Annotated in this window: 13 protein-coding genes; 11 read left to right on the top strand and 2 right to left on the bottom strand. The window is 37.2% G+C overall.

What is annotated here, in order from left to right; translation table 11 throughout:
- The 3 genes from JOC59_RS02785 (at window position 1) to JOC59_RS02775 (ending at window position 3,782) form a co-directional block, all read left to right on the top strand.
- Window positions 1-1,665 carry a formate--tetrahydrofolate ligase gene (locus JOC59_RS02785; RefSeq protein WP_205143277.1) on the top strand — a complete coding sequence of 555 codons (1,665 nt, stop codon included), beginning with the start codon at window positions 1-3 and terminating at the stop codon, window positions 1,663-1,665.
- A gap of 65 nt (window positions 1,666-1,730) precedes the next feature.
- A complete protein-coding gene (locus JOC59_RS02780; protein ID WP_338090187.1) occupies window positions 1,731-1,940 on the top strand; it encodes an FAD-dependent oxidoreductase in 210 nt (69 codons plus the stop codon).
- A gap of 246 nt (window positions 1,941-2,186) precedes the next feature.
- On the top strand, window positions 2,187-3,782 hold the full coding sequence (locus tag JOC59_RS02775) for an ATP-binding cassette domain-containing protein (RefSeq protein WP_205143275.1): 1,596 nt from the start codon (window positions 2,187-2,189) through the stop codon (window positions 3,780-3,782).
- A 155-nt stretch (window positions 3,783-3,937) separates the two neighbouring features.
- On the opposite strand, the gene rnjA is transcribed toward JOC59_RS02775, so the two are convergent.
- Window positions 3,938-5,614, bottom strand: a complete 1,677-nt coding sequence (gene rnjA / locus JOC59_RS02770) for a ribonuclease J1 (RefSeq protein WP_205143274.1) — start codon at window positions 5,612-5,614, stop codon at window positions 3,938-3,940.
- Between the two features lie 3 nt (window positions 5,615-5,617).
- A complete protein-coding gene (locus JOC59_RS02765) occupies window positions 5,618-5,830 on the bottom strand; it encodes a DNA-directed RNA polymerase subunit epsilon (protein WP_205143273.1) in 213 nt (70 codons plus the stop codon).
- A 159-nt stretch (window positions 5,831-5,989) separates the two neighbouring features.
- Between JOC59_RS02765 and JOC59_RS02760 the strand changes: the two genes are divergently transcribed.
- From JOC59_RS02760 to dprA, 8 genes are all read left to right on the top strand, one after another.
- Entirely contained in the window at window positions 5,990-6,478 is a 489-nt protein-coding gene (locus JOC59_RS02760) for a hypothetical protein (RefSeq protein ID WP_205143272.1), read from the top strand.
- Between the two features lie 71 nt (window positions 6,479-6,549).
- The gene (locus tag JOC59_RS02755; protein ID WP_205143271.1) at window positions 6,550-7,395 is read left to right on the top strand and encodes a DegV family protein; all 846 of its coding nucleotides are present in this window, start codon (window positions 6,550-6,552) and stop codon (window positions 7,393-7,395) included.
- 464 nt (window positions 7,396-7,859) lie between these two features.
- Window positions 7,860-8,747, top strand: coding sequence for an SGNH/GDSL hydrolase family protein (locus JOC59_RS02750; RefSeq protein WP_205143270.1), 888 nt, complete (start codon window positions 7,860-7,862; stop codon window positions 8,745-8,747).
- Window positions 8,748-8,761: 14 nt separating this feature from the next.
- Window positions 8,762-9,349, top strand: coding sequence for a YpmS family protein (locus JOC59_RS02745; protein WP_205143269.1), 588 nt, complete (start codon window positions 8,762-8,764; stop codon window positions 9,347-9,349).
- On the top strand, window positions 9,349-9,567 hold the full coding sequence (locus tag JOC59_RS02740; RefSeq protein ID WP_205143268.1) for a YozE family protein: 219 nt from the start codon (window positions 9,349-9,351) through the stop codon (window positions 9,565-9,567). Before JOC59_RS02745 ends, JOC59_RS02740 begins: the two co-directional genes overlap by 1 nt.
- A 264-nt stretch (window positions 9,568-9,831) precedes the next feature.
- Window positions 9,832-10,701, top strand: coding sequence for a ribosome biogenesis GTPase YlqF (ylqF, locus tag JOC59_RS02735; protein ID WP_205143267.1), 870 nt, complete (start codon window positions 9,832-9,834; stop codon window positions 10,699-10,701).
- Window positions 10,702-11,463: a ribonuclease HII gene (locus JOC59_RS02730; RefSeq protein ID WP_205143266.1), complete on the top strand. Its 762-nt coding sequence runs from the start codon at window positions 10,702-10,704 to the stop codon at window positions 11,461-11,463.
- Between the two features lie 114 nt (window positions 11,464-11,577).
- Window positions 11,578-12,456, top strand: a complete 879-nt coding sequence (gene dprA, locus JOC59_RS02725; RefSeq protein WP_205143265.1) for a DNA-processing protein DprA — start codon at window positions 11,578-11,580, stop codon at window positions 12,454-12,456.
- Window positions 12,457-12,481: the final 25 nt, after the last annotated feature.

Below are 12,481 nucleotides of genomic sequence, written 5' to 3'. Positions count from 1 at the left end.
ATGTTATCAGATATTGAAATTGCCCAGGCAGCCAAGATTGCCCCCATTAATGAAATTGCAACTAATCTCGGCTTAGCGCCTCAAGAAATTGAACCATATGGGCATTATATGGCCAAACTAGATTTAAAAAACCGAAAAAATGATCCCATGACTGGTAAATTGGTGCTAGTCACTTCGATTAATCCAACCCCTGCTGGTGAAGGAAAATCGACAGTAACGGTTGGCTTAGGCGATGCGCTCACACAAGCTGGTAAAAAAACCGTGATTGCTTTGCGTGAACCATCACTAGGCCCTGTCATGGGGATGAAGGGTGGTGCAACCGGTGGTGGCTTCAGCCAAGTTATTCCCATGGATAAAATTAATCTGCACTTTACAGGGGATTTTCATGCACTAACAACGGCGCATAATACTTTAGCTGCGCTAATTGACAACCACATGTATCAAGGGAACACCTTAAGACTTGATCCTCGCCGTATTTTATGGAAACGCGTATTAGATATTAATGACCGTGCATTACGGCACACAACGATTGGTCTAGGGGGGCCAACTAGTGGAATTGTCCGTGAAGATGGTTTTGATATTACAGTTGCTTCTGAATTAATGGCTATTTTGACATTAGCAACGGACTTACCAGATTTAAAACACCGAATTGAAGCAATCGTTGTTGGTTACACGTATGATAAAGAACCAGTTACTGTAGCCCAATTAGATGTTGCCGGAGCATTAACTGTTTTATTAAAAGATGCGATTAAGCCGAACTTGGTTCAAACACTTGCACAAACGCCGGTAATTATGCATGGCGGACCATTTGCTAATATTGCCCAAGGTACGAATTCAGTGCAAGCAACCAAAGCGGCTCTCCAATTAGGTGAAATTGCTGTAACAGAAGGTGGTTTTGGGGCTGACTTAGGAGCCGAAAAATTTCTAGATATCAAAGTACCTAAACTCGGCAAAGCCCCTAGTGCGGTGGTCATTGTTGCCACAGTACGGGCTTTAAAAATGCATGGTGGTCAAGCTAAAAGCGATTTAACAACACCTAATATTGCCGCGTTAACTACTGGATTAGCTAACTTAGGGCGACATATCCAAAGCATGCAACGTTATGACTTACCAGTTGTTGTTGCCATTAATGAATTTAGTAGTGATACGCCAGCTGAATTGGCGTTAATTGCAAATTACACACAACAATTTGATGTTAAGGCAATTCCAACTGATGTTTGGGCCAAAGGTGGTGCAGGGGCTAATGCCTTAGCAGCTGAGGTGATTAAATTAACGGAAAAAGCCAGTCAACTACGACCATTGTATGCTAGTGAGGATGCTTTAACGACCAAAATTGAAAAAATTGTGACAGAAATTTATGGTGGTAGTAAGGTTGAGTACAGCCCGAAAGCATTGCGTGAATTAAAGACATTTGCCAAATATGGATGGGATAAACTACCAGTGGTCATGGCAAAAACGCAGTATTCATTATCGGATGATGCTCAGGCACTAGGGGCACCGCGTGATTTTACTATCCATATAAAAACACTGGTGCCAAAACTTGGCGCTGGTTTTATTGTGGCGTTAACTGGGAATATCCTTACGATGCCTGGTTTGCCAGCCGATCCAGCTGCTAATCATATTGATTTATTACCAGACGGTGAAACGATTACCGGTTTATTCTAATTAAAATTGATGGAAGTTGGTTAATTAAGCGTTATAATAAATGAAAACAAATCGATGCTTGAGGAATAAATAAGAATGAAACCTATGATCTAATTCTTATTGGTAGTGGTTCGGTGGGAGCTAGTGCTAGTTATTATGCAGCTAAACAAGGCTTAAAAGTATTAGCCATTGATGCCAATCAACCACCCCATACCCAAAGATCTCACCATGGTGAAACTAGAATAATTCGGCAGGCCTATGGTGAAGGGGCAACCTATATTCCGTTGTTATACTAGCAATTAAACTTTACTAATATTACAAATCAGCCACCAATTGCATAATGCAATTAGTGGCTGATTATTTGTCTTTGATATTTAATAAGCATTAATTATCAAAATAAAATTTAGCTTGATTTAATATTATCATAGGTCTAAAATAAAATGAGTAAAAAATGATAAAACAATGGCATGAAACTAATATAAAAGGCGCAAACATTAAATATAGACTGAATTTGTGTTTAATAAAGCCTAGGAGGAAAAAGAATGATATATCAGAATTATTCACATTATAAGTTTTTCTGGCTGAATTTTTTTGGCTTAATCTACAGTACAGAAAATATTATTATGGCATACATTGTTGGCACTTTGACAAATATGGCGACCCGTCACCAGTTTGCTAAAGTATCTACTTTTTTTATTGAAATTTTGGTAGCGTTAATTATCGTTTTGGCCGCTAATTTGATTTTCAATTATCTTAAGGCTGACGCAATCAAGCAGACAAACACTGTACTAAGAACGAATATACTGCGAGGAATGCTACTCAATAAAAAGGAAGACAGTTCGAATTTAGGTTTTTTGACAAATGATTTTAAACTACTCGAAACGAATCGATACGAGTCTGAGATTGAAATCTTGATTAATCTTTATACAGTTATTTTGGCGCTAAGTTATGCACTGTACTTGAACATTGGAATTACACTTATTTTCTTACTTGGATCCATTCTACCAACGATTGCTTCTAATTTTTTTCAAAAAGGAATTCAAAAAGCCTCTAGAGAATGGACAACTGCTAATAAACAATACGTTAATCAAACCAAAAACTTGTTAGCTGGAACAGGAACTTTTAATTTATATGGCCAACAAGATAGCGCAGTTATGCAGAGTAAAGGGACGATTAGCCACTTAGAAGAAAAATTAGCCAAAATGAATTTACTTAATAATAATACTAATGCGTATCTTAATATTATCGCAATTGGTGGAACTTTCTTATTACCTTTTTCCATTGGAATTATTTTGGTTATCAAGGGACAGACAAGTTTAGGAGCACTTTTTGCAATTACGCAACTATCTAATTCCTTTACTAATCCAATTCTACAAATCCTAAATCAGCGTAATAATTTATCAACGACTAAGGAAATTGTAGCAAAGATAAAACGTTTTACGAGAAAGAATAATCACAAAACGATAAACACCGTTGAACTCAGTCATTTCAATCATTTGCAGGTTGACAATCTTTCATTAAAACGTCAACAAAACAGTCTGGCAAGTAATATTAGTTTTACTCTCAGTAACGGCCAAAAAATTGCATTAATTGGACCATCTGGCTCTGGCAAATCAACATTACTTCAATTTTTGATGTATGGGGATTATGGACAAGCGCAAAGAATCATGCTTAATCAAAAAGAGGTCACCAAGGGTTCATTTACTAATTTGTTTGCTTATTCGAGTCAGAGTGCCGTAATCTTTGCGGATACCATGTGGTTTAACTTGACCTTGGGTGTCCCTCTTGAAAAGGAAAAAGTTATTGCAGTGTGTGAAGGCTTAGATTTGGGTAAACTCATCACAGAAAAAGGGCTAGACTATCAGCTGGGCGATAATGCCGATCAACTATCTGGTGGTCAATTAGCGCGAATCGAACTGGCAAGAGCAATTTTGGCTAATCGGCCGATTCTATTGTTAGACGAAATCAATGCCTCATTGGATAAAACAACATCGAAGGTGATTCATGACTATCTGTTCAGGTCAAATTTTACTTTTATTGAAGTGATTCACCATTATGAACCAGCAAATTTGAAACGTTACGATATGGTCATCAATTTCAATGATTATATGGACGATGATGTTACTATAAAAAAATAATATAAGTAATACAATATCAACGAATATCACTGTTTCAAGGTTGTAAAAATAAAAATTAAAAAAACAACTAATTCAAATTATGAACTAGTTGTTTTTTTATGAGCTACGCTAGCAGTACCATTTGACCAAAAGCGTGATTTCAAAGTGCTTGGACCTTAAATCATGATAAACATTGGCAAAATCATTGGCCGCCGTTCAGTCTTTTCATATAAAAAGGCTTGTAGATCTTCGATAATAGCCATTCTAATCGTGTTTTCAGTTGCGTTAGGATTTTCCATGGCATGTCGGATAGCCCAAAAGACTCTTTTACGACCTTCATTAATCATTTCTCCAGATTCCCGCATGTAAACAAAGCCACGTGAAAGGAGGTCAGGACCAGCCGTAATTTCTTTACGTGCTAAGTCAATCGTTGCAACAACGACAACTAAGCCATCTTGGGAGAGCATTTGGCGATCGCGTAAAACAACATTTCCAATATCACCAATGCCATTACCATCAACATAAACATCGTTAGCCGGGAATTTACCAGCGACACGCGCAGTGTCCTTAGTCAGAGCTAATACATCACCATTATCCAAAACAAACGTATTTTCATGTAAAACTCCAATTTCTTCAGCTAAACCAGCGTGCACTTTAAGCATTCGATATTCACCATGAATTGGCATAAAGAATTTTGGCTTAATTAGTGAAAGCATGAGTTTTTGCTCTTCTTGGCCACCGTGACCGGAAGTATGAATATTATTAATCTTACCATGAATTACATTGGCTCCAGCTTCTTCTAGTTCGTTGATAACCCGATTAACTGATTGGGTATTACCAGGAATGGGTGAAGAACTAAAGATAACGGTATCATTTGGCTGAATGGTGACCTGCCGGTGTGTACCATTGGCAATCCGTGCGAGGGCAGCCATAGGTTCCCCTTGCGAACCAGTACATAAAATCATGACTTCTTCAGCAGGTAAGTGATTAATTTCATAAGCATCAACTAAGGCTTCATCCGGAATGTTTAAATAACCTAATTCGCGGCCATTATTGATAGCAGTTTCCATTGAACGGCCAAAAACAGCGATTTTACGACCTTCAGCAATGGCAACTTCAGCAGCGACCTTCACACGCGATAAATTTGAGGCAAAAGTTGCAAAAATAATCCGACCATCAATATTTTTAAAAATCTTTTTGATAGAATTAGCGACAAACTGTTCAGACTTAGTAAATTCTGCCCGTTCAGCATTCGTTGAATCTGAAAGCAGGGCTAATACACCTTCGGCCCCAAATTTAGCCATTTTTTGTAAGTTAGGTGGCTGTTTAGTCGTTGGTGTCAGATCGAATTTAAAGTCCCCAGTTTCCACAATGACCCCAACTGGTGTTGTGACTGCGACCCCAAATGTGTCTGGAATTGAGTGAGTTGTGCGGAAAAATTCAACTTTTAAATGATCATATTGCAAAACAGTATCTTCATTAATTTCATGTAGCTCGGTACTGTTTAATAATCCATGTTCTTCCAGTTTCCCCTTAATTAAAGCAAGGGCAAGTGGACCAGCATACACGGGAACGTTGACGGCGTTTAAAAAGTAATGGATTGCTCCAATGTGGTCTTCGTGACCATGAGTAATTACCAAAGCCTTAATTTTTTCAACATTTTCTTTAAGGTAGGTATAATCAGGAATTACATAATCAATTCCCAATAACTCATCTTCTGGAAATTTAATACCAGCATCAACCACGATGATTTCATCACCATACTGAATACCATATGTATTTTTTCCAATTTCACCAAGACCACCAACAGCATATACTGCTGCTTCATCGGGGCGAATATCAACTTTGTGCATTAATTAAAACTCCGTGATTGCAAAATTAACACCATCTTGTTCATATTCGAGTGCCGCCGTCGACAATTCTTCAATGAATTCAATATTATGGGTAGTGTTAGTTTCGACCAATTCACGTGCATCTGCTAAGTTATCAGCATTGATGTACAACACTTGCGTGTTTTCACGCTTTGGATTTTGTTTTTTTGTTTCTTGGTAGTAAATCTTAAATACCATGAATAGTAATGCTCCTTAAAATAAATTTTTCACGACATACATTTAGTATCATTATAGCAAAAATAATATTTAATGTCATATAGCAATCAACTGAAAGTTATAAATTAGCCAAATTAGCTTAAATACTGCTATAATTAAAGTAGATTGAGAGGTGTTAAAATGCATGTTTTTTTAATTAGCGTTGTTGCCGTAATTAGTATGATTATCATTTATCATTTAGTTAGTCACCAATCAGCCCAAAAAACAACTGGTACGTTAATCTTAGCAGCACAACACCCAACTAACAAAGCAATGAGTTATGCAATGGCCCAATTGTCTAGTCAATTTAAAGTGGATCCAGCGATGCTTAATTCAACTTTAATTGCCAATGTTTGGGGCCACGGGGTGATGGTATTTGAATTTATTATTCCAGAAGCTAAGATTGATAGTGCGATAAGCACTCAAATTGCACTGGAAAATGAGTTAAATCGCTATGCGCAGCAAGAAAAAATTGTTGGGTATCAAGCTAATTCACAACCTTTTAAGGTTACTGATTTTTGGCAAGAACAGCCTAAACAAGGGGCAAAATGGCATATTGATGTTGCCTATTTAATTAATGAAGCAACAAACGAATATGTGCGAGATATCACGAAACTAAACAATGCATGATATGCTTATATCTGCTATAATTATTTGCAAATGGTTATGACCATAAATGATTCCACTGGGAGAAAAAATTAATGACCCAAATTAAAATTGTGACTGATTCATCCGTCCAATTATCACCAGCAGAAATTGCACAATATGATATTAAAATTGTCCCCTTATCTGTAATGATAGATGGGACCGTCTATTTTGACGGCGAGACAATTCAACGTTCCGAATTCATGGATAAGATGGCACTAGCCCATGCTTTACCGAAAACGAGCCAACCACCATTGGGTTCATTTGTTGATATATACAATCAATTAGCTGATGATGATACCGAAATAATTAGTATTCATATGACTGAGCATTTATCAGGGACCGTCCATGCTGCACATCAAGCAGCTGAATTAACCCATGCTAAGGTAACGGTTATCGATTCGCAATTTGCTGATCGTGGTTTAGCGTTTCAGGTTATTGCAGCGGCACAAATGGCGGCGGCTGGTCAAACTAAAGCGACTATTTTGGCAAAAATGACTGATATTCGACAACATACGCGGCTATTTTTGGCGGTTGATAATCTAGATAACCTTGTTGCTGGTGGTCGTTTAAGTAAAGTTGCTGGGGTAGTTGGTGGTTTTTTAAATATCAAAGTAATTATTGAATTAATTAATGGGGCTATTACGATTAACAGTAAAGGCCGGGGTAATAAAACAATTAATAAATTTTATACTCAACTATATAATGACATGGCTAGCTATCCAAAAATTGAAAAAATTGGTGTTTCACACGTTGGGGCTTTGACGGTTGGTCAAACAGTCGTCGCACAAATGCAAGCACACTTTCCGGATAGTGAAATTTTGTTAGAGCAATCTTCACCAATTCTGTCAACGCATGCGGGCCCTGGGGCCATTGCGATTTCGTATTTGTACGCAGATTAAGGACTTTGTAGCAAAACTAAAAGATAATTATAAGAGCTACTGCCACCACAGATTTGCCTTTTAGGCTTCTTTGGCAATGAGATTGATAGATTAAATAATGCGATTAACTTATTAAGCAACTAATTCAAGTTTGAATTAGCTGCTTTTTTAATGTATCGCCGCATCTAAAACACTAAGCTTGCTTAAAATGTGTAGCCTTATCTTTTAGTGATGTTTAAAGTAATTAATTGGATAGTGTAGTCTGGCATACCAGTTAATTTTGCTTTAATTTGTTTATTGGGATTGATGGTTATAACTTTTCAAGAACTAGAATAAATAAAAATTCGAGTGAATAGCGAGTTTTTACAAACTAAGAAGCTGGTTAAAATTTTAGTCAAGATGTGGTGTTAACATGAAAGGAGGCTTGTAATTAATAGTGATTCGTGGTTATTATTTTAATGAAGATACGATTAAGGAGAAGCAGCATGCGACTAAATAAAAAAAGGGCCCTCATCACCATTTCCGCTACAGTTGTTGGCATTGGAATTGTTGGTTTGGCTTATTATAAGTATATGAATAATAAAGAAACTGTTAAACCACAGTTAAAATTAGTCGCCCTTGGTGATTCCTTAACTGAAGGGATGGGTGATTCGACTAAGCAAGGTGGCTATACGCAACGCTTAGCGAAATTAATTAACAATAAATTAGTAGTTCCTACAAAAGTGCTTAATTATGGTAATTCAGGAGATCGGTCCGATCAAATTAATCAGCATTTAACGAATAGTACCCAACAGCAAATTGCAATTAAAAAAGCCGATGCCATTATTATGACCGTTGGGGGGGATGATTTAATTCAAAAAATTGGTGGGAGTGTTCTCGATCGCTCAGCTAAGGAATTAACGCAGGCGATTAAAGCGAGCGAACCTGAGTATACAGCCAAGTTGACAAAATTAATGCAGTCAATTCGCCGCTACAATAAAACTGCACCAATTTTTGTGTTTGGTAACTACAATCCACTTTATGTTTACTTTGCTAATTTACAAAGTATAAATACTAGCGTTATTGCATATAACAATATTAATAAAAAAATTGTCAAAAAATATCATGGCTACTATGTTTCAACCTTTAAACAACTTACTTTTGGCCAATACCAAAGTGCCTTGGCTAAACAAAAATTATTACAGGAAGCGAATGCCTCGTCTGTTGAAGGAGTGGTCAAAACATTACATGAAAATAAGATAACGGATGAAAAAAATGCCTATATTGCGAAAAGTGATCATTTTCATCCTAATAGCAAAGGATACAACTATATGACCAAAAAGTTGTATGCTACAATGATAAAACATAAGGCGACATGGCTCTATGAAAAATAGTAAGGAGAGTAAGCATGCAAAGAGAACGGAAACAAAAGGCACCAACACGTTTGTGGTTTTGGTTGTTTTGGGCATTAGCCACGCTTATTATTATCAGTGGTATCACAGCAACAACTTTGGTATTCGTGCCTAACAATTATCAAGAAACGCAACAAGTGAATACGAAAACCTCAGATTTTGAAATTAGTTTACAAAAAAATCAAATTAATCGCTTAGCTAAACATTTTTTAAGTCAATATCAAAATAAGCAAACTAAACTCCAGTTTGTCATTACTGATGAGGCGCTTTTGACAGGAACCGTTAAAATCCTGGGCCAAAATATTAACGCTGGAATCACCTTTAAGCCAACCGTCACAAAGGCCGGTAATATTAATTTAAAGGCAAGCTCAATGGCTGTTGGTTCTTTAAATCTACCAGTCTCATTAGTCTTGGCTGTTTTAAAGCAGACATATAGCTTACCAAATTGGGTGCATGTTAATGCCAAAAGTGAATCAATTTTATTCGATTTAAATGCTTTAAAACTAAGTAATGGGCTCACGATTCATGCAAAAACGATTGACATTGATAATGATAAATTTGTTTTTGAAGGTGGAATAAAATAATGCAGGATTCTTTTTATCACTATTTATTAACGCAACGTAGCGATGATCAGGCTGATTTGGTCAGTATTTTTGCGCATAATGCTGCTTTAGATCATGCGTTTCCAAAGCAAAGCCAAAATTATCATGAAATTACGGAATATTTAGAATTAACAGCTGGCTATTTACCAAGTATGGATGTTTTTGATGACGCTTGGCAAAGATATTTAGATAATTGTTAATAATTTAGTACAAATAGGCGTTGGTAACTTTTTTAAAGCTACTAACGCCTAATGTATTTAATGTAATATTGTTAATATCTTGAGATTAACTAAGACAGCAGTTAGCATTAAATGCTAGAATAAGATTGGCTATACTTGAGACTATTTTAGCCTTTTGCTAAAGTAGTTTGCTTGATAAAAAAATTAAACCAAACTATTAATTTTTAAGATTGCCCAAAATACAGATAAGACATTAGTGTCTCTAACCTAAGGAGTTATTAATTTATGGCAAATATTCAATGGTATCCCGGCCATATGGCTAAAGCTTTTCGCCAAATGCGGGAAAATTTGAACGTTGTTGATATTGTTTTTGAACTAGTTGATGCGCGAATTCCAGCTGCTTCACGTAATCCACAATTGGATGAAATAATCACCAATAAACCACGATTATTAATTATGACAAAAACGGACTTAGCTGATCCAGATGAAACTAGTCGATGGTTAACTTTTTATCGCCAACAGGGTATTCATGCCATTGGCTTAGATTCGAGAGATCATAAAACACCGCAAACAGTTACTAAAGCCGCTAAATTAGTGTTAAAAGATAAGCTCGCCAAAGATGCTGAGCGAGGAATTAAAGAACAACCATTGCGGGCATTGGTTGCTGGTATTCCTAACGTAGGGAAATCAACGCTGTTAAACCATTTAGTAATGAAAAACGTTGCCATTACTGGTGATCGACCAGGAGTCACTAAAAAGCAACAGTGGTTGAAAACGCCCACTAATTTACAACTACTTGATACACCAGGTGTTTTATGGCCAAAATTTGAAGATCCGTTGGTAGGTAAGCATTTAGCAATGACGGGAGCGATTAAAGATGCGCTATTAGCCAAAGACGATATTGCTTTAGCCATTATTGCGTTTTATCGTCTTGATAAGCCGCAAGCAATGATTGAACGCTATCATTTAAGTCCGGCGATTTTTGAAACACAAAGCGATGTTGATATTTTATTAACCATTACGCAAAAATTAGGTTTTCGTGATGATTATGATCGAGCAGCAGAACGAATGATGCTTGATTTACGCCGCGGTAAGCTAGGTCGTTATACTATCGAAAAAGTTGCTACTTATCGGACTACCACGGAGGAGGCTTAAGTGGCAACTATTTTAGCAATCAAGCAACAATTGGCAACCTTAGTTGAGCCCGATGAAGCATTTTTAACAGCATTGAAAGCCGATCCACGTAAAGGAGTTCAGGCAGCGGTTAATAATTGGTATAAGCAATATGCTAAGCAACAAGCTAAATTAATCCGTTTTGAGCAGCATCTCCAACTTGAAAAAGAACTGTGGCACGCCGGAGTCAAATATATTGCCGGCGTTGATGAGGTTGGTCGTGGACCATTAGCAGGGCCTGTGGTTGCGGCAGCGGTTATTTTACCGCAAGACTTTTTGTTAGTTGGTGTTAATGATTCTAAACAATTAAATGACCACCAACGGCGACAACTTGCGCCTTTAATTAAAGAGCGGGCCCTAGCATGGGCCACCGGGGTGGTAGAACCACCGATAATCGATGAGATAAATATTTATGAAGCAAGTAGAGTGGCTATGCAAACTGCTATTGAAAATCTTGAGTTAGTTCCTAATCACTTATTAATTGATGCGATGACGGTTGATTTAGCCATTCCTCAAGATAAATTAATTAAAGGGGATGCACGGTCAGCATCGATTGGGGCAGCTAGTATTATCGCTAAAGTTACGCGTGATGATATGATGGCAGCCTTCGCTAAAACATACCCTGGCTATGATTTTGCTCAAAATGCTGGTTATGGTACTAAAAAGCATATAGCAGCGCTCGTTAAGTATGGGGTTACACCACTGCATCGTAAAAGTTTTGCCCCTGTTAAAAAATATTTGTAATAAACCTTATTAGTAAAACCCCACGGTGAATCTCTTTTAATTCTGTGGGGTTTTAAGTTTGACCACTCCGTATTTTATATAAAGATTAATTATGTATTTTAATACGAGGTGTTTATGAAATTAAGAGATTATTTATTACTATTAACATTAGTCCCCCATATTGGTTTAAAGCGGCAACAGCACGTATGGCAATGGCTCCAAAAGCATCCCCAAGCAACACTACCGTTAACAACGCATGTTTTATTTGAAATTCTAACGTTGCCAACTAGTCTTCAGACATTAATTGGGCATGCATACTTGTCAGAGCATCACTATCAGCAAGCCCACAAACAAGGGCCTTTTTTAGCAATTTGTGATTTAGCGTATCCGTTATTATTAAAAGAAATAGCGTTACCACCATTAATTTTATTTTATCAGGGTGATTTACGGGCATTAAAACTACCAAAAATTGCCTTAGTCGGGTCTCGTTTGCCTGACAAACATAGCTATCATGTTTTAGATCAGTTACTACCCGAAATAATTGCTAAGGGAATTGGCGTTGTTAGTGGGTTAGCCCAAGGGATTGATGGGTGGGCCCACCAATTGACTATCCAGCATGGTGGCGTCGCAATTGGGTGCATTGGCACAGGGCTTAATCAGGTATATCCGCAACAACTTGCGAGTTTGCAGGCCCAAGTTAAAGCATATGGTTTAGTCCTTTCAGAGTATCCACTTGATACACCACCACGAAAACACCATTTTCCAGCTCGTAATCGTATTATTGCCGGCCTTTGTCAAGCAACGGTCGTTGTTGAAGCACGGCAAAAATCAGGTAGTTTAATCACCGCTAATATGGCCTTACATGCCAATCGTAATGTATTAGCAATTCCTGGTCCAGCGTTAAATGAGCACTTTAAAGGTAGTAATGCGCTTTTAAATGAAGGAGCTGAATGTGTTATAGGGGCTAATAATATTATTGCGGCGGCGTTAACTAATTTTAAATATTTACCTTAAATTTAAGATTAGCTTTTGACATGCT

The organism is Periweissella beninensis (assembly GCF_016908275.1).
GTDB classification, from domain to species: domain Bacteria; phylum Bacillota; class Bacilli; order Lactobacillales; family Lactobacillaceae; genus Periweissella; species Periweissella beninensis.
Note: the sequence above shows the minus strand (reverse complement) of the source record. Positions and strands in the feature narration are given on the sequence as shown.

Coding starts and splice junctions, on each gene's coding strand:
- dprA (WP_205143265.1), top strand. CDS start 11,578: ATGAAATTAAGAGATTATTTATTACTATTAACATTAGTCCCCCATATT.
- JOC59_RS02785 (WP_205143277.1), top strand. CDS start 1: ATGTTATCAGATATTGAAATTGCCCAGGCAGCCAAGATTGCCCCCATT.
- JOC59_RS02775 (WP_205143275.1), top strand. CDS start 2,187: ATGATATATCAGAATTATTCACATTATAAGTTTTTCTGGCTGAATTTT.
- JOC59_RS02745 (WP_205143269.1), top strand. CDS start 8,762: ATGCAAAGAGAACGGAAACAAAAGGCACCAACACGTTTGTGGTTTTGG.
- JOC59_RS02755 (WP_205143271.1), top strand. CDS start 6,550: ATGACCCAAATTAAAATTGTGACTGATTCATCCGTCCAATTATCACCA.
- JOC59_RS02760 (WP_205143272.1), top strand. CDS start 5,990: ATGCATGTTTTTTTAATTAGCGTTGTTGCCGTAATTAGTATGATTATC.
- JOC59_RS02765 (WP_205143273.1), bottom strand. CDS start 5,830: ATGGTATTTAAGATTTACTACCAAGAAACAAAAAAACAAAATCCAAAG.
- rnjA (WP_205143274.1), bottom strand. CDS start 5,614: ATGCACAAAGTTGATATTCGCCCCGATGAAGCAGCAGTATATGCTGTT.
- JOC59_RS02740 (WP_205143268.1), top strand. CDS start 9,349: ATGCAGGATTCTTTTTATCACTATTTATTAACGCAACGTAGCGATGAT.
- ylqF (WP_205143267.1), top strand. CDS start 9,832: ATGGCAAATATTCAATGGTATCCCGGCCATATGGCTAAAGCTTTTCGC.
- JOC59_RS02750 (WP_205143270.1), top strand. CDS start 7,860: ATGCGACTAAATAAAAAAAGGGCCCTCATCACCATTTCCGCTACAGTT.